General features: G+C 71.1%; 23 protein-coding genes. 6 read left to right on the forward strand and 17 right to left on the reverse strand.

All coding sequences use genetic code 11. The annotated features are described in order from the left end of the window. Nucleotides 1–13: 13 nt before the first annotated feature. From ACWIHY_RS01245 to ACWIHY_RS01300, 12 genes are all read right to left on the reverse strand, one after another. Complete coding sequence (locus ACWIHY_RS01245; RefSeq protein ID WP_454373466.1) at nt 14–775, reverse strand: sirohydrochlorin chelatase; 762 nt, start codon at nt 773–775, stop codon at nt 14–16. A gap of 5 nt (nt 776–780) precedes the next feature. Then, nucleotides 781–1,665 (reverse strand): ABC transporter permease, encoded by an 885-nt coding sequence (locus ACWIHY_RS01250; protein ID WP_454373467.1) that lies wholly within the window; start codon nt 1,663–1,665, stop codon nt 781–783. Beyond that, nucleotides 1,652–2,449 (reverse strand): ABC transporter ATP-binding protein, encoded by a 798-nt coding sequence (locus tag ACWIHY_RS01255; RefSeq protein ID WP_454373468.1) that lies wholly within the window; start codon nt 2,447–2,449, stop codon nt 1,652–1,654. The genes ACWIHY_RS01250 and ACWIHY_RS01255 overlap by 14 nt, the downstream gene beginning before the upstream one ends. 56 nt (nt 2,450–2,505) lie before the next feature. Next, nucleotides 2,506–3,618 (reverse strand): aliphatic sulfonate ABC transporter substrate-binding protein, encoded by a 1,113-nt coding sequence (locus ACWIHY_RS01260; RefSeq protein WP_454373469.1) that lies wholly within the window; start codon nt 3,616–3,618, stop codon nt 2,506–2,508. 230 nt (nt 3,619–3,848) lie between these two features. After that, complete coding sequence (locus ACWIHY_RS01265) at nt 3,849–5,186, reverse strand: sulfate adenylyltransferase subunit 1 (RefSeq protein WP_454373470.1); 1,338 nt, start codon at nt 5,184–5,186, stop codon at nt 3,849–3,851. 2 nt (nt 5,187–5,188) lie between these two features. Next, complete coding sequence (gene cysD, locus ACWIHY_RS01270; RefSeq protein ID WP_454373471.1) at nt 5,189–6,127, reverse strand: sulfate adenylyltransferase subunit CysD; 939 nt, start codon at nt 6,125–6,127, stop codon at nt 5,189–5,191. Next, nucleotides 6,127–6,705 (reverse strand): adenylyl-sulfate kinase, encoded by a 579-nt coding sequence (gene cysC, locus ACWIHY_RS01275; protein WP_454373472.1) that lies wholly within the window; start codon nt 6,703–6,705, stop codon nt 6,127–6,129. The genes cysD and cysC overlap by 1 nt, the downstream gene beginning before the upstream one ends. Next, nucleotides 6,705–7,400: a phosphoadenylyl-sulfate reductase gene (locus ACWIHY_RS01280; RefSeq protein WP_454373473.1), complete on the reverse strand. Its 696-nt coding sequence runs from the start codon at nt 7,398–7,400 to the stop codon at nt 6,705–6,707. Before ACWIHY_RS01280 ends, cysC begins: the two co-directional genes overlap by 1 nt. Further along, the gene (locus ACWIHY_RS01285; protein WP_451508769.1) at nt 7,397–7,576 is read right to left on the reverse strand and encodes a hypothetical protein; all 180 of its coding nucleotides are present in this window, start codon (nt 7,574–7,576) and stop codon (nt 7,397–7,399) included. Before ACWIHY_RS01285 ends, ACWIHY_RS01280 begins: the two co-directional genes overlap by 4 nt. Further along, nucleotides 7,573–9,270 (reverse strand): nitrite/sulfite reductase, encoded by a 1,698-nt coding sequence (locus ACWIHY_RS01290; RefSeq protein WP_454373474.1) that lies wholly within the window; start codon nt 9,268–9,270, stop codon nt 7,573–7,575. The genes ACWIHY_RS01285 and ACWIHY_RS01290 overlap by 4 nt, the downstream gene beginning before the upstream one ends. Before the next feature lie 190 nt (nt 9,271–9,460). Further along, nucleotides 9,461–9,544 (reverse strand): putative leader peptide, encoded by an 84-nt coding sequence (locus ACWIHY_RS01295; protein WP_355250053.1) that lies wholly within the window; start codon nt 9,542–9,544, stop codon nt 9,461–9,463. A gap of 135 nt (nt 9,545–9,679) precedes the next feature. Next, complete coding sequence (locus tag ACWIHY_RS01300; RefSeq protein ID WP_454373475.1) at nt 9,680–10,249, reverse strand: GNAT family N-acetyltransferase; 570 nt, start codon at nt 10,247–10,249, stop codon at nt 9,680–9,682. A gap of 105 nt (nt 10,250–10,354) precedes the next feature. Between ACWIHY_RS01300 and ACWIHY_RS01305 the strand changes: the two genes are divergently transcribed. After that, the gene (locus tag ACWIHY_RS01305; RefSeq protein ID WP_454373476.1) at nt 10,355–11,392 is read left to right on the forward strand and encodes a M4 family metallopeptidase; all 1,038 of its coding nucleotides are present in this window, start codon (nt 10,355–10,357) and stop codon (nt 11,390–11,392) included. Between the two features lie 158 nt (nt 11,393–11,550). Here ACWIHY_RS01305 and ACWIHY_RS01310 read toward each other — a convergent pair whose 3' ends face one another. Further along, entirely contained in the window at nt 11,551–13,050 is a 1,500-nt protein-coding gene (locus tag ACWIHY_RS01310; protein WP_454373477.1) for a GAF domain-containing protein, read from the reverse strand. A 79-nt stretch (nt 13,051–13,129) separates the two neighbouring features. After that, the gene (locus ACWIHY_RS01315) at nt 13,130–14,764 is read right to left on the reverse strand and encodes an acyl-CoA dehydrogenase family protein (RefSeq protein ID WP_454373478.1); all 1,635 of its coding nucleotides are present in this window, start codon (nt 14,762–14,764) and stop codon (nt 13,130–13,132) included. A gap of 17 nt (nt 14,765–14,781) precedes the next feature. Here ACWIHY_RS01315 and ACWIHY_RS01320 point away from each other — a divergent pair, with 17 nt between their 5' ends. Beyond that, nucleotides 14,782–15,966 carry a YihY/virulence factor BrkB family protein gene (locus ACWIHY_RS01320; RefSeq protein ID WP_454373479.1) on the forward strand — a complete coding sequence of 395 codons (1,185 nt, stop codon included), beginning with the start codon at nt 14,782–14,784 and terminating at the stop codon, nt 15,964–15,966. Nucleotides 15,967–16,049: 83 nt separating this feature from the next. Then, the gene (locus tag ACWIHY_RS01325; RefSeq protein WP_454373480.1) at nt 16,050–16,802 is read left to right on the forward strand and encodes a helix-turn-helix domain-containing protein; all 753 of its coding nucleotides are present in this window, start codon (nt 16,050–16,052) and stop codon (nt 16,800–16,802) included. Here ACWIHY_RS01325 and ACWIHY_RS01330 read toward each other — a convergent pair. Further along, nucleotides 16,742–17,134, reverse strand: coding sequence for a VOC family protein (locus tag ACWIHY_RS01330; protein ID WP_454373481.1), 393 nt, complete (start codon nt 17,132–17,134; stop codon nt 16,742–16,744). The genes ACWIHY_RS01325 and ACWIHY_RS01330 overlap by 61 nt on opposite strands. A 121-nt stretch (nt 17,135–17,255) precedes the next feature. Between ACWIHY_RS01330 and ACWIHY_RS01335 the strand changes: the two genes are divergently transcribed. Beyond that, entirely contained in the window at nt 17,256–17,996 is a 741-nt protein-coding gene (locus ACWIHY_RS01335; RefSeq protein ID WP_454373482.1) for a response regulator transcription factor, read from the forward strand. Then, entirely contained in the window at nt 17,989–19,101 is a 1,113-nt protein-coding gene (locus ACWIHY_RS01340; protein ID WP_454373483.1) for a sensor histidine kinase, read from the forward strand. Before ACWIHY_RS01335 ends, ACWIHY_RS01340 begins: the two co-directional genes overlap by 8 nt. Here the strand turns inward: ACWIHY_RS01340 and ACWIHY_RS01345 are convergent. Continuing rightward, entirely contained in the window at nt 19,076–20,296 is a 1,221-nt protein-coding gene (locus ACWIHY_RS01345; RefSeq protein WP_454373484.1) for a GTP-binding protein, read from the reverse strand. The genes ACWIHY_RS01340 and ACWIHY_RS01345 overlap by 26 nt on opposite strands. Then, nucleotides 20,293–20,472, reverse strand: coding sequence for a 50S ribosomal protein L32 (gene rpmF / locus ACWIHY_RS01350; RefSeq protein WP_454373485.1), 180 nt, complete (start codon nt 20,470–20,472; stop codon nt 20,293–20,295). Before rpmF ends, ACWIHY_RS01345 begins: the two co-directional genes overlap by 4 nt. Nucleotides 20,473–20,632: 160 nt before the next feature. Here rpmF and ACWIHY_RS01355 point away from each other — a divergent pair, with 160 nt between their 5' ends. Next, nucleotides 20,633–21,592 carry a slipin family protein gene (locus ACWIHY_RS01355; RefSeq protein WP_454373849.1) on the forward strand — a complete coding sequence of 320 codons (960 nt, stop codon included), beginning with the start codon at nt 20,633–20,635 and terminating at the stop codon, nt 21,590–21,592. The last annotated feature ends 55 nt before the right edge of the window (nt 21,593–21,647 follow it).

The following is a 21,647-nucleotide window of genomic DNA, read 5'->3' on the forward strand; positions in this document are numbered from 1 at the left end:
CCGCACGCACTCTCTACGCGCCGACCGCCGCCAGCCGCACCGGCACCCGGGCCTCGTCGTAGCGCGTCAGCAGCAGGCCGGCCAGCTCCGGGCACGCGCCCAGGACCTCGCCCAGTACCTCCGCGCCGGATTCCCGCGCTCCCCGCGCGATCCGGTCCGGCAGGAAGCCGGGGGCGATGACGTACGGGGCGACGGCGACCCGCCGTACACCGCGGGCCGCCCGCAGGTCCCGCACCGCGTCCTGCGTACGCGGCAGAGATGCGGAGGCGAACGCAGGCCGCACGGCGCACCAACCGGTGTACCGCAGCTCCCGCGCGATTTCAGCGATCACTGCGATCGCCTCCGGGTCTGTGGAGCCCGCCGAGGCCAGAACGACCCCGGTCGAGCTCTTGTCGCCGGGCGTGAGCCCGGCCTCGTACAGCCGCCGCTCCAGCGCGGTGAGCAGCAGCGGCGACGGGCCGAGCACCTCCGCCTGGTGGATCCGCAGCCGCGGCAGCCGCGCCGACGCCTCGTGGAGTACGGCGGGGATGTCGGCCTTCGCGTGGAAGGCGCGGGTCAGCAGGAGCGGGAGGGCCACCACGTCCCGTACGCCCTCGGCCGCGAGGCCTTCCAGTACCTGAGGAACAGCCGGCGCGTTGAAGTCCAGGAAGCCGGTCTCCACACGCAGCCCGGGCCGCAGCGACCGTACGCGCGCCACGAGGGCGTGCACGGTCGCCGCGTGCCGCGGATCGCGGCTGCCGTGGGCTATGACGAGGAGAACCGGACGACGGAACATGGTGATCAGCCCTTGGTCAGCAGGCCACGGCTGCGCAGCACGCGGCGCTCCAGCGGGGAGAAGAACAGCAGGTCGATGCCGATACCTACGACCAGGATCAGGATGATGGTGGCCAGCACACCCGACATGTCGCTGTAGGTGCGGAAGTTCTCCATCAGCTGTCCCAGACCCGTGCCGAGGTCCGGCGAGTTGGCGATCAGCTCGGCGGCCATCAGCGAGCGCCACGAGAACGCCCAACCCTGCTTGAGCCCTGCCAGATAGCCGGGCAGCGCGGCGGGCAGCAGCACATGGCGGATGCCGTTGACCCCAGTGGCCCCGATGGTGCGGCCGGCCCGCAGATACAGCGGCGGGATCTGGTCGACGCCGGCGACGAGGCCGTTCGCGATCGACGGTACGGCGCCGAGCAGCACCACCGCGTAGATCGTCGCGTCGGTCAGCCCGAACCAGATGATCGCGGCGGGCACCCAGGCCACGGAAGGCAGCGACTGGAGCCCGGACAGGATCGGCCCGATGGCTGCCCGCACCACCTTCACCCGGGCCACCAGGAGTCCGAGCGGCGTGCCGATGGCCACTGATACGGCGAAGCCGAGGGCGCCGCGCGAGATGCTCGTCCAGATGTAGCCGAGCAGCGTGCCGTCGAGCCACATCTGCTCGATGGAGTGCCACACGTCGACCGGGCCGGGCAGGACATAGTCCGGCTTGAGGTCCGAGGCCGCGGCGAGCTGCCACAGGGTGACGACCAGGGCGATGGCCACCAGCGGCGGCACCACCTTGGACAGCAGGACCCGACCGAGGCCGACCCGCTCGGTGGAGTGAGTGGTCTCCAGTGCGTCCAGGCCGGCCTCGAGACCGGCGAGGTCGTTCTTCGGGCTGGTTTCAGTGCTGGCCATGTCGGCGGATCTCCCCCCGCAGCTGTTCAGTGATCTCTACGGAAAGGTCGGCGACCGCGGAATCCTCGATCCGGCGCGGCTGCGGGATGCCGACCTTCCACTCGCGCGCGATGCGTCCCGGGCGGGACGACAGCAGCACCACGCGCTCGGCGAGGCGGACGGCCTCGCGGACGTTGTGGGTGACGAAGAGGACCGACAGGCTGGTCTCGGACCAGATCCGCGTGAGTTCCTCGTGCAGTACGTCGCGGGTGATGGCGTCCAGAGCCGCGAACGGCTCGTCCATCAGCAGGAGCTTGCTGTCCTGGGCGAGCGCACGCGCCAGTGCGACGCGCTGGCGCATACCGCCCGACAGCTCGTGCACCCGCTTCCCGTACGCCCCGTTGAGCCGTACGAGCTGGAGCAGCCGCTCGGCCTCGCCGCGCCGCTCGGCCTTCGCCATGCCGCGCATCTTGAGGGCGAGTTCGATGTTCTTCCCGGCCGTCAGCCAGGGGAACAGCGCGTGCTCCTGGAACATCAGGGCGGGCCGCCCGCCGGGCACGTCGATCGTGCCCGCGGACGGCCGGTCGAGCCCGGCGACCAGGTTGAGCAGCGTCGACTTGCCGCAGCCGGAAGCCCCCAGCAGGGTCACGAACTCACCCGGCGCCACATCGATGCTGATGTCGTCCAGTACGAGCTGCTGCGCGCCGGGCCGGCCGAACGACTTCGACACGTGGTCGATCCGTGCGGCGTACGGCACCGTGTCTACGGGCGCGGCGGCCTGCTTGACGTCGAGTGTGGTGGCCATGAGCCTCACCTCCTGAGGGCGTTCCGGTTGCGGGAAGGACGGTTCTTGGTGCCGGGTTACTTGGTGCCGAGTCCGGCGTCCTCGACGGCGGGCTGCTTCTCGGCCTTGAGCACCTTGTTGAGGAGCGTCAGGTCGTAGATGCCGTCGAGCACCGGGTCCTTGAGGAGACCGGCCTTCACCGCGTGATCGGCCTCGTCCCGCAGCGTGGAAGCGAGCGGGTCGTTGATCGTCTCGACGTTTCGGAACGCGGGGTCGAGCACCTCGGCGGGCAGTTCCTTGCCGGAGTCCGCCTTGAGCTTCGCGTTGATCGCGGCCTTCGCCCCGTCCGGGTTGGCCTTGATCCACTCATTGCTCTTCACGGAGCCGCGCAGCACCGCCTCGACGACGTCCGGGTGCTCCTTGAGGAACTTCTGGGAGACGATCACGTTCGTGATGACGAACTTGCCGTCCTTCCACAGCTTCTTCTCGTCGAGCAGCACCTTGCCGCCGCCCGCGACCAGCTTCGACGCGGTGGGCTCCGGGACCCAGGCACCGTCCAGCGCGCCGGACTCGAAGGAGGCGGGGATCTCCTTGTTGTCCTGGCGGACGACGGAGACGTCGCCCTTGCCGGTGTTGGGGTCGACCTTCAGACCCTTCCCCGACAGGTAGTTCAGCAGCGCCACGTCCTGGGTGTTGCCGAGCTGCGGGGTGGCGATGCGCTTGCCCTTGAGGTCGTCCAGCGACTTGATCTTCTTCGGGTTGACAACGAGGGAGACGCCGCCGGAGGCCGAGCCCGAGATGATCTTGAGGTTCTGGCCCTCGGACTTGGTGAAGCCGTTGATAGCGGGGGAGGGGCCGATCCAGCCGATGTCGATGGCGCCGGCGTTCAGGGCCTCGATCTCGGAGGGGCCGGCGTTGAAGACCTGCGGCTTGACCTTGGTGCCGCCCAGTTCCTTCTGGAACAGGCCCTTCTGCAGGCCTACCAGCGCGGTGGCGTGGGTGACGTTGGCGAAATAGCCGATACGCACTTCGTCGACGCCGCCGATCTTGTCGCCCTTGGCGACGGGAGCGACCTTGTCGTCCTTCTCGGCCTTCGAACCGTAGCCGCAGGCGCCCAGCACGCCGATCAGCAGCGGCAGGGCGGCGGCAGCGGCGAGGCTGCGGCGAAGGGTCGTACGGGGGGCATGCACGGGAGGCTTTCCTCTCGGAGGCCCGGCGTCACACCTCTCGCTCGGAGTGGGGTGTGCCCGGGAAGTCGGCAGGTCTTCGTCGGTACAGCGGCAGGGCGCGCAAGCGGTGCGCGTACGTCATCGGGCACATCGCGCCACGCCGCCCGTGCCCGCGCCTACGGTGCCGCTGCCGATGCGGCCGCCCTCTTTCGCGAACGTCGCATAGATGTCGATGGTGGCCCAGGCCATGATCAGAAGTCCCAGCCCTCGTCGTCCGCCACGGGCTTCACGGCCTCGGCGGCGAACGAGTCGCCCGCCATGCCGGCCGCCAGCGTCGTACCGTCCGCCGGGTCGATCAGCAGGAACGATCCGGTGCGGCGCGAGTCGCGGTACGCGTCGAGCGCGAGCGGCTCGGCGGTACGGACCTTCACCCGGCCGATGTCGTTGGCGACCAGCTGACCCGGGTCCGGATGCTGGGACAGGTCGTCCAGCGTCAGTCGCGACGGGATCTCCTTGACGATCGCCTTGACCGTACGGGTGGTGTGCTTCAGCAGCACCCGCTGGCCGACGGTGAGCGGCTGGTCCGCCACGTGGCAGACGGTCGCCTCGACGTCCTGGGTGGTGCCCGGCGCGGAGCCGCTCGGCGCGATGAGGTCACCGCGCGAGATGTCCAGGTCGTCGGCGAGCGTGACCGTCACGGACTGCGGCGCCCAGGCGATGTCGACGGCCTCGCCCAGCGCGTCGATGCCGGTGATCGTCGACGTACGACCGGAGGGAAGCACCGTCACGGCCTCGCCGACGCGCAGCGCGCCGGAGGCGATCTGGCCGGCGTAACCCCGGTAGTCGGGGTGCTCGGCGGTCTGCGGGCGGATCACGTACTGGACCGGGAAGCGGGCCTTGCAGCTCGCCAGGTCGTTGCTGACCGGGACGGTCTCCAGGTGCTCCAGCACCGTGGGCCCGCCGTACCAGTCCATGTTCGCGGAGGGCTCCACGACGTTGTCACCGGCCAGCGCCGAGATGGGGATCGCGGTGATCTCCGGGACACCGAGCGAGGCGGCGTACGCCGTGAACTCCTCGGCGATGGCGGCGAAGACGGGCTCGGCGTACTCGACGAGGTCCATCTTGTTGACGGCGAGCACCACGTGCGGGACGCGCAGCAGCGCCGCGACCGCCGCGTGGCGGCGGGTCTGCTCGACGACACCGTTGCGTGCGTCGACCAGGACGACGGCCAGCTCGGCGGTCGACGCGCCCGTCACCATGTTCCGGGTGTACTGCACGTGCCCGGGGGTGTCGGCCAGGATGAACCGGCGGCGCGTGGTGGCGAAGTAGCGGTACGCGACGTCGATGGTGATGCCCTGCTCGCGCTCGGCGCGCAGGCCGTCCGTCAGCAGCGCCAGGTCGGGCGCCTCCTGGCCACGCTTGAGGGACGCCGCCTCGACGGCCTCCAGCTGGTCGGTCAGGATCGACTTGGAGTCGTGCAGCAGCCGCCCCACGAGGGTGGACTTGCCGTCGTCGACGGAACCGGCCGTCGCGAACCGCAGCAGGGTGGTGGCCGACAGCTGCTCGGTCAGCCCAATGGTGGTGGTCATGTTTAGAAGTACCCCTCGCGCTTGCGGTCTTCCATCGCGGCCTCGGACATCTTGTCGTCGGCGCGGGTCGCTCCCCGCTCGGTGAGCCGGGAGGCGGCGATCTCGGCGATCACGGCGTCGAGCGTCGTGGCGTCGGAGTCGACGGCGCCGGTGCAGGACATGTCGCCGACCGTGCGGTAGCGGATCAGCCGCGTCTCGACGCTCTCGTGCTCCTTGGGGCCGCCCCACTCGCCCGCCGTCAACCACATGCCGTTGCGGGCGAAGACCTCGCGCTCGTGGGCGTAGTAGATGCCGGGGAGTTCGATCTTCTCGCGGGCGATGTACTGCCACACGTCCAGCTCGGTCCAGTTGGACAGCGGGAACACGCGCACGTGCTCGCCCGGCGCGTGGCGGCCGTTGTAGAGCTGCCACAGCTCGGGGCGCTGGCGGCGCGGGTCCCAGGCGGAGAACTCGTCGCGCAGCGAGAAGACCCGCTCCTTCGCGCGCGCCTTCTCCTCGTCGCGCCGCCCGCCGCCGAACACCGCGTCGAAGCGGTGCTGCTGGATGGCCTCGGTCAGCGGCACGGTCTGGAGCGGGTTGCGCGTGCCGTCGGGCCGCTCGCGCAGCTTCCCGGCGTCGATGTACTCCTGTACGGACGCGACGTGCAGCCGCAGCCCGTGCTCGGCGACCGTGCGGTCGCGGTACTCCAGCACCTCCGGGAAGTTGTGCCCGGTGTCGACGTGCAGGAGCGTGAAGGGAACCGGCGCGGGCGCGAACGCCTTGAGCGCCAGGTGCAGCATGACGATCGAGTCCTTGCCGCCGGAGAAGAGGATCACCGGCCGCTCGAACTCACCCGCCACCTCACGGAAGATGTGGACGGCCTCGGACTCCAGGGCGTCCAGGTGGCTGAGCGCGTACGGGCTGTCCGTACCCTCGCTGACGCTTGCGGCGGTCGTCGTCATCAGGCCAGGCCCCTTTCGGTGAGCAGCGCGTGCAGCGCGGCTGCGGACTCCTGCACGGTCTGCTGGTGCGACTCGATCCGCAGGTCGGGCGACTCGGGGGCCTCGTAGGGGTCGTCGACCCCGGTGAGCCCGGAAATCTCGCCGGCCGCCTGCTTGGCGTACAGACCCTTCACATCGCGTACGGAGCACACGTCCACCGGCGTGGCGACGTGCACCTCCAGGTACGCGGTGCCCTCGCTCTGGTGGCGCTTGCGCACGGCCTCGCGGCTGTCGGCGTACGGCGCGATGACGGGTGCCAGGGCCAGCACGCCGTTACGGGCGAGCAGTTCGGCGACGTAACCGATCCGCTGCACGTTGGTGTGCCGGTCCTCGCGGCTGAAGCCGAGGCCGGCCGAGAGGAACTCACGGATCTCGTCGCCGTCCAGCACCTGGACCCGCCGGCCCTCGGCCTTCAGCCGTCCGGCCAGCTCGTAGGCGATGGTGGTCTTGCCTGCGCTCGGCAGACCCGTGAGCCAGATGGTGGCGCCGGTGGTGGCCCCAGTCACGTCTTTCTCCTGCTCCTGATCGTTTCTCGTCATCAGCCGTGCAGCCCGCACTCGGTCTTGTTGCGTCCGGCCCAGCGGCCGGCGCGGGCGTCCTCGCCCTCCTCGACCCTGCGGGTGCAGGGCGCGCAGCCGACGGACGCGTAACCGTCCATCAGCAGCGGGTTCGTGAGGACGCCGTGCTCGGCGACGTACGCCTCCACGTCGTCCTGCGTCCAGCGGGCGATCGGCGAGATCTTGACCTTCTGGCGCTTCTCGTCCCAGCCGACGACCGGGGTGTTCGCCCGGGTCGCGGACTCGTCGCGGCGCAGGCCGGTCGCCCAGGCGCTGTAGCCCTTCAGCCCGTCTTCGAGGGGCTTGACCTTGCGCAGGACGCAGCAGAGGTCGGGGTCGCGGTCGTGCAGCCGCGGCCCGTACTCGGCGTCCTGCTCCTCGACGGACTGCCAGGGCAGCAGGGTGATGACGTTGACGTCCATGACGGCCTCGACGGCGTCCCGCGTCCCGATGGTCTCCGGGAAGTGGTAGCCGGTGTCGAGGAAGACGACGTCCACGCCGGGCTTGGCGCGGGAGGCGAGATGGGCGACGACCGCGTCCTCCATGGAGGAGGTCACGCAGAAACGGTCACCGAAGGTGTCGGCGGCCCACTTGAGGATGTCCAGGGCGGAGGCCTCTTCGAGGTCCCGCCCGGCTTGTTCCGCCAGTGACTTGAGATCTTCCTGAACCGTGGTCATATCTCGTCCCCTCCACCGTCGTTGCGCTGAACCCCACGGGCGAGCAGCCCGAGGAACTTCAGCTGGAAGGCGCGGTTGCACGCCGCGCATTCCCACGCGCCGTGACCGGTCTCGTTGGGCCGCAGGTCCTCGTCGCCGCAGTACGGGCAGTAGAACGGCGCCGCGCGTTCGCTCATGACAGGTCCCCGTCGCTCGCCCGGGTCACCCAGGTGGCGAACCGCTCGCCGGTCTCACGCTGCTCCTGGAAGCGGAGCAGGACGCGCTCGACGTAGTCGGGCAGCTCGGCCGAGGTGACCTTCAGGCCGCGGACCTTGCGGCCGAAACCGGCCTCCAGACCGAGCGCACCGCCCAGGTGCACCTGGAAGCCCTCGACCTGGTTGCCGTTGTCGTCGAGGACCAGCTGGCCCTTGAGACCGATGTCCGCCACCTGGATACGGGCGCAGGCATTCGGGCAGCCATTGATGTTGATGGTGATGGGCTCGTCGAACTCCGGGATGCGCCGCTCCAGCTCGTCGATGAGCGAGGCGCCGCGCGCCTTCGTCTCGACGATCGCCAGCTTGCAGAACTCGATGCCGGTGCAGGCCATCGTGCCGCGCCGGAACGGGGACGGCGTGACCCGCAGGTCCAGTGCCTCCAGCCCGGCGACCAGCGACTCGACCTGCGCCTCTTCGACGTCGAGCACGATCATCTTCTGCTCGGCGGTGGTCCGCAGCCGGCCCGAGCCGTGCGTGCCCGCCAGGTCGGCGATCTTCGTCAGCGTGGCGCCGTCCACGCGGCCGACGCGCGGGGCGAAGCCGACGTAGAAGCGGCCGTCTTTCTGCTGGTGCACGCCGAGGTGGTCACGCCAGGTCCCGGTGGGCTGCTCGGGCGCGGGGCCGTCGACCAGCTTGTACTTGAGGTACTCGTCCTCCAGGATCTGGCGGAACTTCTCCGGACCCCAGTCGGCGACGAGGAACTTCAGGCGGGCGCGGGTACGCAGGCGCCGGTAGCCGTAGTCGCGGAAGATGCCGATGACGCCGCCGTAGACGTCGGGCACCTCGTCGAGCGGCACCCAGGCGCCGAGCCGGACACCGAGCTTGGGGTTGGTGGAGAGCCCGCCGCCGACCCACAGGTCGAAGCCGGGGCCGTGCTCGGGGTGGTCGACGCCCACGAACGCGATGTCGTTGATCTCGTGGGCGACATCGAGCTGCGGGGAACCGGAGACCGCGGACTTGAACTTGCGGGGCAGGTTCGAGAAGTCCGGGTTGCCGATGAAACGCCGCTGGATCTCGTCGATGGCGGGGGATCCGTCGATGATCTCGTTCTCGGCGATGCCCGCGACGGGCGAGCCGAGGATCACGCGGGGCGTGTCACCGCAGGCCTCGGTCGTCGAGAGCCCGACCTCTTCGAGCCGCCGCCAGATCTCCGGTACGTCCTCGATCCGGATCCAGTGGTACTGGACGTTCTGCCGGTCGGTGAGGTCGGCCGTCCCGCGCGCGAACTCCTGTGAGATCTCGCCGATGACGCGCAGCTGCTCGGTGGTCAGCCGCCCGCCGTCGATGCGCACGCGCAGCATGAAGTACTCGTCGTCCAGCTCCTCCGGCTCCAGGATCGCGGTCTTGCCGCCGTCGATCCCGGGCTTGCGCTGGGTGTAGAGACCCCACCAACGCATGCGGCCGCGCAGGTCGTTGGGGTCGATGGAGTCGAATCCCCGCTTGGAGTAGATCGTCTCAATGCGTGTCCGCACATTGAGACCGTCGTCGTCCTTCTTGAACTGCTCATTGCCATTGAGGGGGGTGAAGTGACCTACGGCCCACTGACCCTCGCCACGGTGGCGTCCGGCCTTGCGGCGGGGCGTGACGGTAGCGGGCTTTTCCGGCGTGGCGGCCATGGTTGTTCGTCCTTCTCTGGCGGCTCAAGGGGTGGCGGATCGCGCCGGCCGCCCCCATGACCAGCGAAAGGACGGTCGGACACGGCAGACCGGAGTGCTCCGCCGGGTGGGCGGAGATCACGCGCGTATCGGGGCGGCCGGCTCGTCCGCGACGGCGGGGACGGCTAGTAAGTGCGGCGGTGCTGTGCTGTCAGCCCACCGGACAGATGGCGCTGGACATGCGGCCGAGGTCGACGTGCCGCCGACTCACCAAGGCAACTCCAGCTGAAGACATGACGGAAGCGTGTCACGGGGATCTCCGGCCAGTCCACCACCGCCCACAATGTGGACAAGTATGTCTCGAATCGCGAGACAGTGTGTCGCCGGTCACTTTCCCGGGACCGGCGTGCGCGCCCTTCGGGCCGGTCGCTCAGGCGCGTGCTCCGGGCCACGGCCCGGGGCTCTCCACGTCCGCCTCCTCGGCGGTCCCGGTCTCGAAGAGGCGGAACCCCCGGCGCAGATAGTTGTCCATGGCGTGCGGCCCGTCCTTGCTGCACGTGTGCAGCCACACCCGCTTCGTGCCGGGCCGCTCCGGCCACCGCTCGGCGAGGTCCCAGGCGCGCGCGACCCCGTAGGACAGCAGATGCCCGCCGATGCGCCGCCCCCGGAAGGCCGGGATCAGGCCGAAGTACATGATCTCCACGACGCCCTCGTCCTGCGGGTCCAGCTCCACGTACCCGGCCGGCGTGCCGTTCTCGTACGCGACCCAGGTCTCGACCCCGGGCCGGGCCAGGGCGGCCTGCCACTGCTCGTACGTCAGCCCCAGCCGGTCGGTCCACCGGATGTCGCCGCCCACCGCCGTATAGAGGAAACGGCTGAACTCCGGGGAGGGGATCTCCGCCCGGACGATCCGGACGTCACCCAGCGGCTCGGTGGCCGGCCGAAGATCGTCGGGGGAGGTCTGTTCCAGGGACCAGGTGGTCACGGTGACGGTGCTCATGCGGCAAGCGAACCACGGGCCCGGGCCCTGGCCAAAGCCGGGCGGGTACGGGATGATCGCGCCGCGCCACGCCACCCCCCGCATCCCTTGGCAGAAGGATGCTCCATGTCCCGTCGCACGCACCGCGGCCTGCTCGCCGCGGCCACCCTCACCGCGGCCCTCGCCACCCTGACGACCCTGACCGTCCCCGCGGGGGCCTCGGCCGGTCCGCAGGCCCGCCTGTTCATGGTCAACCCGGTCCAGTCGTCGAACGACCAGTCGCTGACCGACGCGAAGGACTCCGCGGACGCCGTCCCCTCTTCCGCCTACGCCACAGCCGCGCTGCGCAACCTCGACGCGAGCGGTGGGCTGTCCGGCAGGTGGGCATACGTGAGATCGGACACCGGTGCCTCCGCGAAGATCGCGGAGGCTGGGACGTACGACCGTCACGACGACCAGTTCGAACAGGTCATGGCCTATTTCTGGGTCAACGAGTCGCAGGAGTACCTCCAGGGCCTCGGCTTCGGCAGCGAGCTGCCCGGAGCGAACGACCGGGCGCAGCCGATCCGTATCAACCAGTGGGGCTCCGACAACTCTTTCTTCACGGACAAGAAGGCCGAGATCCGCTTCGGCAAGGGCGGCGTAGACGATGCCGAGGACGCCGAGGTGGTCATGCACGAGTACGGGCACGCCGTGCACCACGCGCAGGTGCCGGGCTTCGGCACGTCCGTGGAGGCCGGGTCGATCGGTGAGGCGTTCGGCGACTACCTCGCCGTGACGGTCGGCGCGCACGCGGCGGCGAAGTACGGCTGGCCGCTGGAGGCGGACCTGGCGTGCGTCGCGGACTGGGACGCGGTGTCGTACTCCTCGACCACGCCGCACTGCCTGCGCCGCGCCGACGGCGACAAGGTGTACGGCGACCGGGTCGGCCAGGTGCACGCCGACGGCCAGATCTGGTCCCGGGCGCTCTTCGACATCCGGTCGGAGCTCGGTGCACGGACGGCCGACCGGATCATCGTGAACGCGCAGTTCGGCTTCGCCCCGGACACGAGCTTCACTGACGCGGCGCTCACGACGATCGCGACAGCGCGGAAGATGTACGGCGCGGGCGCGGCAGAGTCGGTACGGGAAGCGTTCCGGGCGCGCGAGATACCGGGGGTGTAAGGCCCTGGCGCCGGGAATGGCCCTGCGGGGCCTTTCCCCTACCCGTCCCCTCCCGGTCTGGGTGCGAGCCCCCGGACCGCCGGACGCCCTTCCGGAAGGGGCGGGTAGGGCGCGCCGGGTAGGAGGTGCAGGCCCGCGGGTTCCGCCGTCCGCACCTCCTACCCGGCGCCCCGTACCCGCCGCGCCGCCATGACGGCCGGGGCCGTGGAGTGGGGCAGCAGGTCCGCCAGGTGGGGCGGAGGGGTCACCTCCACCTCCGCCTCGTCCACGAAGCGGTACGGACGGTGGGCCAGGACCTGGGCCAAGTGACGCCGAAGGCGGGACATTTCGGCCCGTACCGTCACCGTGCGCGTCCGGTCGCCGAACAGGTCCGCCGCCAGCTCCGCCGCGCTGCGCCCCTCCCGGTGCACACTCAGCACGTACAGCAGCTCCGCGTGCCGCGGACTCAGCTCATGCGTCCATCGCCCGGCCGCGCCCGAAACCGTCACCGACGAACGCCGCCGGCTGCTCAGGTCCAGTAGGACCCGGCTCGCCGCGCCCCCGCCCCCTCCCGGGGCCGCCTCCTCCTCCACCCGCACCAGCCACCCGCCCGGCAGCGGCTCCACCGCGCACATCCCCAGCGAAGGCAGCCACCTGCGGCCCGCCGCGAACGACTTGGGCAGCGGCAGCCGGTCGACCGGCGGCATACCCGTCACCGCCGCGAGCCAGCCGTGCGAATCGACCGCGAGCGCCCGGCCGCCCACTCGGCACAGGATCGGCGAGGCCACCGACCGCAGGCGCTCGACGGACCGCAGGTGCCGGTCGCGCAGCTCGGCCTGGGCGAGCCGTGCCACGGATTCCACCAGGGCGAGCGTGGCCGGGTGGAACGTGGAGTCGGCCCCGCTCACATCAATGACGCCGAGGAGCCGCCCGTCGCGCGGATCGTGCACGGGCGCGGCCGCGCACGTCCAGTTGTGGAGCGTACGGACGAAGTGCTCGGCGGAGTGCACCTGGACGGGTCTGCGCAGCGCAAGCGCCGTGCCGATGCCATTTGTTCCCGTCGTGTCCTCGCTCCAGGCCGCGCCCGCCTCCAGACAGATGCCGTCGGCCTTGCGCATCACCCCGCGGTCGCCGTCGCGCCACAGCACGCGGCCCTCCTCGTCGGTCACCACCATGATCTGCTGCGACGCCTGCACGACCGCGATCAGCCCCTGGCTGAGCGAGGGCAGCAGCTCACCGAGCGCGGTGGCCCGCCGCCGGTGCTCCAGCTCGCCGGCCGGCAGGAGCTCGCTGCTGGTCGTCCGGTCCGGGTCGATGCCGATCCGCATCACACGCTGCCAGGACGCGTCGATGACGGGGCGCGGAGCGACCCGTGGCGTGTCGCCGGCCAGGGTGGCGGCCCGTACCTCTGCCAGCAATTGGGTCGAACCGGCGCTGTGCAGGGCACTCAGACGTGACAGGCCGCGAGGGTCGAGAGGTTCGATCTTCACTGGGCGTACCCCGTAACTCACGTGAAAGTCACTTGCTGTGAGGTGGTCATTGCTCATCGTGCACCGCCGGGGGCGCGCCTGCCCAGCAGTCGGGACAACATTGCAACGGTCTGCAACTCTCGTGCGCCGGGTCGCGTTTGTACGAAGGTGGAGATGTTCAGCCGGGGTGGTGCCGTGTCGGCGCAGCATCACCCCGGCGGCTCCCTTCTCCCGGCGGGTCGTTCCCCCGGCGGCTCGCCGGGTCGGGCAGCGGAGCGGGGCAGGCCGCTCAGACCTCCACCCGCGCCCGCTCCACCACCGCCGCCAGATCGAGACTCGGCGGCAGTGTGCCGAACGCCGCGCCCCAGTCCCCGCCGAGCCGCGACGAGCAGAACGCGTCCGCGACCTCCGGCGGCGCCCACCGCACCAGCAGCGAGCCCTGGAGCACGAGCGCCATCCGCTCCACGACGCGGCGCGCACGCCCCTCCATGCCGCCCAGGTCGGCCAGTTCGGTCAGCAGGTCCTTGATCGCCCCGTCGAGGCGGTGATCGGCGCCCCGCGCCTGCCCGATCTCGGTGAGAAACGCGTTGAGCGCCTGCGGTTCGCGCTGGAGCGCCCGCAGGACATCCAGCGCCTGTACGTTGCCCGACCCCTCCCAGATCGAGTTGAGCGGCGACTCGCGCAGCAGCCGGGGCATGCCGGACTCCTCCACGTACCCATTGCCGCCCAGGCACTCCAGCGCCTCCGCCGCGACCGGTGTGCACCGTTTCGTCACCCAGTACTTGGCGGCGGGCACCGCGAGCCGCAGGAAGGCCCGGTCCTGCTCGGAGTCGTTGTCGTACGCCGCCGCCAGCCGCATCGCGAGCGTCGTCGCCGCCTCAGACTCCAGCGCGAGATCGGCCAGCACATTGCGCATCAGCGGCTTGTCGATCAGCTTGCCGCCGAACGCGCTGCGGTACGCCGCGTGATGCGTGGCCTGGGCCACCGCCTGACGCATCAGCGCCGCCGAGCCGACGACGCAGTCGAGCCGGGTGGCGGCCACCATCTCGATGATGGTGCGCACACCGCGCCCCTCCTCACCGACCAGCCGCGCCCACGTACCGTCGAACTCGACCTCGCTCGACGCGTTGGACCGGTTGCCCAGTTTGTCCTTCAGACGCTGGATCCGGAACACATTGCGCGTCCCGTCGGCCAGCACCCGCGGCACCAGGAAGCAACTCAGGCCTCCCGGCGCCTGCGCCAGCACCAGGAAGCCGTCACACATCGGGGCCGAGCAGAACCACTTGTGCCCGGTGAGGAGGTACTCGCCCTCGCCGGCCAGCGGCTCGGCGTCGGTCGTATTGGCCCGGACGTCACTGCCGCCCTGCTTCTCCGTCATTCCCATCCCGAAGAGGGCCCCGGCCTTGAGCGACGGCGTCGTCAGCCCCTCCTCGTACACGTGCGAGGTGAGCCGCGGTTCCCACTCGGCGGCCAGCGCCGGGTCGGTGCGCAGCGCGGGCACCGCCGCGTGCGTCATGGACAGCGGGCAGCCGTGCCCCGCCTCGGCCTGCGTCCACACCAGGAACCCGGCCGCACGCCGCACGTGCCCGCCGGGCCGGCCCCAGGCGTCCGTGAGGCCCGCCGCGACGGCCTTGCCGAGCAGCCGGTGCCAGGCCGGATGGAACTCCACCTCGTCGATCCGATGGCCGTAGCGGTCGTGCGTCCTCAATTTCGGCGGGTTCTCATTGGCCTGCACCCCCCAATCCTGGGCCTGGGAGGATCCCGCGCCGCGGCCGAGGCCGGCCAGTTCCTCCCGTACCTCCTCAGCGAGTTCGGGCGCGATGTGCCGCTCCACACCCTCGGACAGGGCCCGGTCGGAGGTGAAGACGTCGTACTCCACCAGGGGCGGAGCCTGGTTGGTCACTGTGTGTGTGGTGGCTGCCATGCCGCTACGGTAAGGAGGTGCAGGCAGCAAAAGAAACACCCGAACGGCCCCAGGGCCGGCTTCACCGGGCCAGAGTCCTCTATCGCAACGTCTCCAAGCGCAAGTTGGTCTGGCTGCTGCTGAAGGACACTGTCAACTCGTGCATCGAGTACCGCATCCTCGGTCTCGCCGCCGAGGCGGCGTTCTTCACCCTGCTGTCCCTGCCGCCCCTCCTGCTCGGCATGATCGGTCTGCTCGGTTACGTCGACGCCTGGACCGACACCGACACCGTCGCGTCCATCGAGCGCAACATCCTGACCGCCGCCGAAACAGTCCTGTCCGACCGCGGCGTCAACGACTTCGCGAAACCGCTCATCGCCGACGTCACCCAGGGCGCCCGCCCCGACATCATCTCGATCGGCTTCGCCATCGCGCTCTGGTCGGGCTCGCGCGCGGTCAACGTCTTCATCGATACGATCACCGTCATGTACGGCCTCGACGGCCATCGCGGCATCGTGAAGACCCGGCTCCTCGCCTTCCTGCTGTACGTCGTCGCTCTGATCATCGGCGCGGTGGTACTGCCGCTGATGGTGGTCGGTCCCGACCGGGTGGTGGACCTCGTCCCGTTCGGTACGGAGGTCGTCAGCGTCCTGTACTGGCCCGTGGTCATCGTGCTGTCCATCGTCTTCCTCACGACGCTCTACCACGTGTCCGTGCCCGTGCGATCGCCGTGGATCGAGGACGTCCCCGGTGCGCTGATGGCGCTCGCGATGTGTGTGCTCGGCAGTTTCCTGCTCCGGATCTACCTCACCAGCACCGTCGAGGGCCCCACCATCTACGGCTCCCTGGCGGCCCCCATCGCCGTCCTGCTGTGGATCTGCATCTGCGCCTTCGCGGTCCTGGTGGGCGCGGCGGTCAACGCGGCGATCGACCGGGTCTGGCCCTCGGTCGCCACGGCCGCGGCACGGGAGGCGAACGACCGGGTACGGACGGCCCAGGCGGCGGCGGTCATAGCCCGAGCGGAAGCGGCGCGGGCGGCGGCGGGGGACGCCGAGGACGGGGACGATTCCGACCCGGACATGCCGTCGGAGTTCCCGGAGCGGTGGTCGCGGTTCCTGCCGCCGGACGATGTGAAGTCCCGGCTGCACACGAGCCGCGAGCGTGAGAAGGAACCGAAGGAGACGTCCCGGGAGACCCGCGAGGCCCGGGAGACGCGCCAGTAGGCGCAGACGGCGGGGGCCGGTGAGTTCGCTCCCGGTTCCGGAAGGGGCGGTCGGGGAAAGACGCATTCCCTAACCTGGGGAGCATGTACGCGGAACGCGCATCCCGGCTCGACGGCGCCGTCGTCTGGACCCGCACCGTGCCCGTTCCCGGGCCCGCCGCCCCCGCCCACCCCGTCCTCCCGGACGGCTGCATGGACCTGCTGTGGACCAACGGCAGGCTGTACGTCGCGGGCCCCGACACGCGCGCCCACCCGCCCGGCGACACCCCGGCCGGGGCGGACGCCCGCTACGACGGAGTGCGCTTCGCCCCCGGCGCGGCCCCCGCACTCCTCGGCGTACCCGCGCACGAGCTGCGCGACCGGCGCGTGGACCTGTCCGACCTGTGGCCCGCGGCCAGGGTCCGCGCCCTGGCGGGCCGGGTCGGCGGCGCGGCGGACCCGGCGGCCGCCCTGGAGGACCTGGCCCTGCGCCACGCGGCGGACAGCCGGCCGCCCGACCCGGTGCTGAGCGCCGTGGCCCGGGGGCTGTCCGCGGGACGCACCGTCGCCGCGACCGCCGACGCCGCCGGGCTCAGCGCCCGGCAGCTGCACCGCCGCTCGCTGGCCGCCTTCGGGTACGGCCCCAAGACGCTGGCCAGGATCCTGCGGCTCCAGCGCGCGCTGTCCCTCGTACGCGACGGTGTGCCGTACGCCGATGCCGCCCTCGCCGCCGGCTGCGCCGATCAGGCCCACCTCTCCCGCGAGATGCGCGACCTGGCCGGAACGACGCTGGGCGCCTACGCGGCGTCGGCGAACAGGGAGACACCGCAGCCGTCGGGGTCGAGCACCACCGCGTAGCGCTGCCCCCAGAACGCGTCCCAGGGCTTCAGGTGACCGCGGTGTCCGGCGGCGGTCAGAGCGTCGTACACGGCGTCGACCTCGGCCGGGCTGTCGCAGCGGAAGGCGAGGCCGACCCGGTCGCCGCCCTCGGGCCTGGTCCAGTCCGGGTCGAAGGAGCGGACGGTCTCCTCGGTGTCCCACAGGACGCGCAGCCCACTGGGCAGCGTCGCCTCGGCGTGCGGGGCTGTGTCGGCCCCGGCCGGGACGTCCAGGCCGAGGAGCCGGTAGAAGGCGAGCGAGGCGGCCATGTCGGCCGCCACGATGGCGATGGAGTCGAGTCGTGGAGTCATGAGATTCACGGTAGGCGGGGCTGCGGGGTCCGCTCTTGAAGGAATCGGACACCGGCGGACGTCACCGGTTCGTAAGACGCCCGCGCGGCCATTGCCGCCCCTGTCCGGACAGACTGGACCCATGCAGAACATCCTGGTCGTGGACGACGATCCGACCGTCGCCGAGGTCGTGACCGGCTACCTGGAACGCGCGGGCTTCGCCGTCACCCGGGCCGCCGACGGCCCCGCCGCGCTGCGGCGGGCGAAGGACCAACGGCCCGATCTCGTGGTCCTGGACCTCATGCTGCCCGGAATGGACGGCCTGGAGGTGTGCCGCGAGCTGCGGGCCGAGGGACCCGTACCGGTCATCATGCTCACAGCGCGCGGCGACGAGGACGACCGGATCCTGGGGCTGGAGGTCGGCGCCGATGACTACGTCACCAAGCCGTTCAGCCCGCGCGAGCTGGTGCTGCGCGTCGAGTCCGTACTCCGGCGGGCCGTCGCCCAGCACCGGGGCCCACGGGTGCGGGCCGCCGGGATCGTCCTGGACCCGGCCGGCCGCCGCGCCACCAAGGACGGCCGCGAACTGGCTCTCACCCTGCGCGAGTTCGACCTCCTCGCGCACCTCATGAGCCACCGGGGCGAGGCCATCGGCCGTGAGCGGCTGATGCACGACGTATGGGGCTGGGAGTTCGGGGACCTGTCCACCGTCACCGTCCATGTGCGGCGGCTGCGCGGCAAGATCGAGGACGACCCGGCCCGGCCCCGCCTCATCCGGACGGTCTGGGGCGTCGGCTACCGCTTCGACGACCGTACCGGCGCGGACGACGGCCCCGGCGCCGACGACCGTACCGGCGGGGGAGAGGGGGCCGGCCATGGGTGACCTGCCGCTCATCGCCCTCATCGCCTTTCTCGGGGCGGCCGCCGCCGGCCTGCTCGGCGCCGTGGCCCTGTGGCTCCTGCGCAGCCGCTCGGTCGCCGTCTCGCTGACGGTCGTCGCCGCCGTGACGGTCACCGCGATGCTCGCCGGCACGCTCGCCGTGGCCCAGGCGATGTTCCTGTCGCGGCACGACCTGACGGTGGTGACCTTGGTCGTCGCGATGGCCGCCGTGGTCTCGCTGGCGACCGCGCTGCTCCTCGGCCGCTGGGTCGTGGCCCGCAGCAAAGCCCTCACGCTGGCGACCCGTACCTTCGGCGACGGCGGGTCCTTCGCGGCCCCCGCCGGCTCGTCCACCGCCGAACTCGACGCGCTGAGCCGCGAACTGGCATCCACCAGCGAGAAACTGGCCGCCTCCCGCGAGCGCGAGCGCACCCTGGAGACCTCCCGCCGCGAGCTGGTCGCCTGGATCTCCCACGACCTGCGCACCCCGCTGGCCGGTCTGCGCGCCATGTCGGAGGCGCTGGAGGACGGTGTCGTCGCCGACCCGGCCCGCTACCACCGGCAGATGCGCACCGAGGTCGACCGGCTCAACTCCATGGTCGGCGACCTCTTCGAGCTCTCCCGCATCCACGCGGGCGCGCTCGCCCTGACACCGGTGCGCATCTCCGCCCACGACCTGATCGGCGAGGCACTCGCGGGCGCCGACCCGCTCGCCCGCGAACAGGGCGTACGCCTCGTCGGTGACGCGACCGAGGCTCTCCCGCTGGAGGTGGACGCACGCGAGATGACCCGCGTTCTCGCCAACCTCCTGGTCAACGCGATCCGCCGGACCCCTGCCGACGGCACGGTGGCGGTCGGCGCCGAACTGCGCGAGGACAGCGTGGTCCTCTCCGTCACGGACGGCTGCGGCGGCATCCCGGCCGACGACCTCCCGCGCGTCTTCGACACCGGCTGGCGCGGCACCGAGGCCCGGACACCCCCGGGGGGCGCGGGCCTCGGGCTCGCCATCGTCCGGGGCATCGTCGAGGCCCACGCGGGGCGTGCCGACGTACGCAATGTGCGGGGCGGCTGCCGCTTCGAGGTCACGCTCCCGGCAGCGCCGGTGTGAGTGGCCCGACGGGGGCTGACGGCTCGTGCGGCTCGTGCGCGCACGCGTCGTCGATGCCGTACGTCTCCCAGGCGGGGAACGGGTCGTCCGCCCGGGCGTCTTCGCCGGCCGTGCCGAGGCACGCCGTCAGCGCGGCGTGCAGGGCGTGGGCCCGCAGCCCCGTACCGATGAAGACGAGCTCCTGCCCCTGCTCGGTGTCCGGGCCCCGCGCCCCGGACGGTTCGAAGCGGGCCACCGCACCGGCCTGCGACCACAGACCGGTCACACGGGGCCGGGTGGCCAGCCAGAAGAAGCCCTTCGAGCGCAGGATCTGACCGTACGCACCGCTGTCGAGGTCTCGCGTGACGAATTCCCACAGGCGCCCGGGGTGGAAGGGGCGGTCCGCGCGGAACACCGTGCTGGAGATGCCGTACTCCTCGGTCTCCGGCACATGGTCGCCGTTCAGCTCCCGCACCCACCCCGGCGCCTCCTGAGCGCGCTCCAAGTCGAAGAGCCCGGTGCCCAGTACGTCGGCGGGGGAGACGCGGCCGTGGGTGGCGGCCACGATCCTGGCGGCCGGATTGAGGCGGGAAAGGGCCGCCCGCAGCCGGTGAGCCGTCGCGGAATCCACGAGATCGATTTTGTTGAGAACGATGACGTCGGCGAACTCGATCTGGTCCATCAGCAGATCGCTGACGGTGCGGTCGTCGTCCTCGTACTGGTCGAGTCCGCGTTCCGCGAGCCCGTCGCCGCCTGTCAGTTCGGGCAGGAAGCCCGCGGCGTCGACGACGGTGACCATGGTGTCGAGGCGGGCCAGGTCGCCGAGCGTCGCCCCGTCGTCGCGGGGGAAGGCGAACGTCGCCGCCACCGGCATGGGTTCGGAGATGCCGCTCGACTCGATCAGGAGGTAGTCGAAACGGCCCTCCCCGGCGAGCCGGTCGACCTCTTCCAGCAGGTCGTCGCGCAGGGTGCAGCAGATGCACCCGTTGGTCATCTCGACCAGGCGCTCCTCGGTGCGCGAGAGCGCCGCAGTGCCGCCCCGTACGAGCGCGGCGTCGATGTTGACCTCGCTCATGTCGTTCACGATCACGGCCACGCGCAGGCCGTCCCGGTTGCCCAGGATGTGATTGAGCAGGGTCGTCTTGCCCGCGCCCAGGAACCCGGAGAGCACGGTCACGGGCAGCCGGCCGGGGCCGGGGAGGGACGTGCCGGTCATGCCGGTCGGCCCTCGGGGCGCAGGAGCCCGCGCTCGTACGCCTTGGCCAGCCGCTGCGGTACGCGGTACACCGAGCCGCCCACGGTGACGGGCACGAGCTGCGGCGTGACGGCCTTCCACTGGGCGCGCCGGTGACGGGTGTTGCTGCGTGACATCTTCCGCTTGGGTACGGCCATGGAGTCCTCCTGCGGGAGCGAACGGGGGTGGTCGGTCACCGAACGCTACATGCAAATGGATTCCATTTTCAATTGGGAGCGTGGGGAGGCGTCTCGACCTCAGCGAAAAGTCGGGCGTATCGTGACAAATAAGATGCGGCTCGGACTCATGGGGGTCGTGATGCTCGACGAGCTTCTGGCAATTGCGGCGGGCGTGGGAGCTGCCGCCGTGGTGTACGTGGCGGCGGCGGCCCGCGTCGTGCGGCAGTACGAGCGGGGTGTGGTCTTCCGCCTCGGGCGGCTCCGCAGGGACATCCGGGGGCCAGGTTTCACCATGATCGTTCCTGGCGTGGACCGGATGCGGAAAGTGAACATGCAGATCGTGACCATGCCGGTGCCCGCGCAGGACGGCATCACCCGGGACAACGTCACGGTGCGGGTGGACGCCGTGATCTATTTCAAGGTGATGGACGCCGCCGACGCCGTTGTGAGGGTGGAGGACTACCGGTTCGCGGTCTCGCAGATGGCGCAGACGTCCCTTCGGTCGATCATCGGCAAGAGCGACCTGGACGACCTGCTGTCCAACCGGGAGAAACTCAACCAAGGGCTCGAGCTGATGCTCGACAGCCCCGCCGTGGGGTGGGGCGTGTCGATCGACCGGGTCGAGATCAAGGACGTGTCGCTGCCCGAGACGATGAAGCGGTCCATGGCCCGGCAGGCCGAGGCCGACCGGGAACGGCGGGCGCGGGTCATCAACGCGGACGCGGAGCTTCAGGCGTCGAAGAAACTCGCGGAGGCGGCGGAGGTCATGTCCGACCAGCCGGCGGCGCTTCAACTGCGACTGCTCCAGACGGTGGTGGCGGTGGCGGCCGAGAAGAACTCGACGCTGGTACTGCCGTTCCCTGTGGAGCTGCTGCGGTTCCTGGAGCGGGCGGCGCAGCAGCAGGGGCCGCTGCCCGGGCAGGAAGAGTCGCCCGACGGCCCGGAGTCCCGGGCGCAGACGCAGGCCAAGCAGTCCCAGCCATCGGCGCAGCCCCAGGTTCAGGCCCGGTCCGAGCCCGGACTGCCGCTCGTCGACGAGGAACTGCCGACGGCGGAGCAGCCGCCCGCGGTCACCGGCCGGCCCGGAGGTGTGCGGTAGCGACGCACGTACGACGCGGTACGGACGGACACGGCGAGTTCGCCGGGGCGCATGC

It is taken from the genome of Streptomyces sp. NPDC055287 (assembly GCF_053646035.1).

Bases quoted from the DNA above. Each gene is read 5' to 3' on its own strand.
- ACWIHY_RS01335 (WP_454373482.1), top strand. From the start codon at position 17,256: ATGCAGAACATCCTGGTCGTGGACGACGATCCGACCGTCGCCGAGGTC.
- ACWIHY_RS01300 (WP_454373475.1), bottom strand. From the start codon at position 10,249: ATGAGCACCGTCACCGTGACCACCTGGTCCCTGGAACAGACCTCCCCC.
- ACWIHY_RS01265 (WP_454373470.1), bottom strand. From the start codon at position 5,186: ATGACCACCACCATTGGGCTGACCGAGCAGCTGTCGGCCACCACCCTG.
- ACWIHY_RS01355 (WP_454373849.1), top strand. From the start codon at position 20,633: ATGCTCGACGAGCTTCTGGCAATTGCGGCGGGCGTGGGAGCTGCCGCC.
- ACWIHY_RS01315 (WP_454373478.1), bottom strand. From the start codon at position 14,764: ATGGCAGCCACCACACACACAGTGACCAACCAGGCTCCGCCCCTGGTG.
- ACWIHY_RS01285 (WP_451508769.1), bottom strand. From the start codon at position 7,576: ATGAGCGAACGCGCGGCGCCGTTCTACTGCCCGTACTGCGGCGACGAG.
- ACWIHY_RS01305 (WP_454373476.1), top strand. From the start codon at position 10,355: ATGTCCCGTCGCACGCACCGCGGCCTGCTCGCCGCGGCCACCCTCACC.
- cysD (WP_454373471.1), bottom strand. From the start codon at position 6,127: ATGACGACGACCGCCGCAAGCGTCAGCGAGGGTACGGACAGCCCGTAC.
- ACWIHY_RS01310 (WP_454373477.1), bottom strand. From the start codon at position 13,050: ATGCTGCGCCGACACGGCACCACCCCGGCTGAACATCTCCACCTTCGT.
- cysC (WP_454373472.1), bottom strand. From the start codon at position 6,705: ATGACGAGAAACGATCAGGAGCAGGAGAAAGACGTGACTGGGGCCACC.
- ACWIHY_RS01325 (WP_454373480.1), top strand. From the start codon at position 16,050: ATGTACGCGGAACGCGCATCCCGGCTCGACGGCGCCGTCGTCTGGACC.
- rpmF (WP_454373485.1), bottom strand. From the start codon at position 20,472: ATGGCCGTACCCAAGCGGAAGATGTCACGCAGCAACACCCGTCACCGG.
- ACWIHY_RS01340 (WP_454373483.1), top strand. From the start codon at position 17,989: ATGGGTGACCTGCCGCTCATCGCCCTCATCGCCTTTCTCGGGGCGGCC.
- ACWIHY_RS01250 (WP_454373467.1), bottom strand. From the start codon at position 1,665: ATGGCCAGCACTGAAACCAGCCCGAAGAACGACCTCGCCGGTCTCGAG.
- ACWIHY_RS01245 (WP_454373466.1), bottom strand. From the start codon at position 775: ATGTTCCGTCGTCCGGTTCTCCTCGTCATAGCCCACGGCAGCCGCGAT.
- ACWIHY_RS01345 (WP_454373484.1), bottom strand. From the start codon at position 20,296: ATGACCGGCACGTCCCTCCCCGGCCCCGGCCGGCTGCCCGTGACCGTG.
- ACWIHY_RS01290 (WP_454373474.1), bottom strand. From the start codon at position 9,270: ATGGCCGCCACGCCGGAAAAGCCCGCTACCGTCACGCCCCGCCGCAAG.
- ACWIHY_RS01255 (WP_454373468.1), bottom strand. From the start codon at position 2,449: ATGGCCACCACACTCGACGTCAAGCAGGCCGCCGCGCCCGTAGACACG.
- ACWIHY_RS01330 (WP_454373481.1), bottom strand. From the start codon at position 17,134: ATGACTCCACGACTCGACTCCATCGCCATCGTGGCGGCCGACATGGCC.
- ACWIHY_RS01280 (WP_454373473.1), bottom strand. From the start codon at position 7,400: ATGACCACGGTTCAGGAAGATCTCAAGTCACTGGCGGAACAAGCCGGG.
- ACWIHY_RS01295 (WP_355250053.1), bottom strand. From the start codon at position 9,544: ATGTCTTCAGCTGGAGTTGCCTTGGTGAGTCGGCGGCACGTCGACCTC.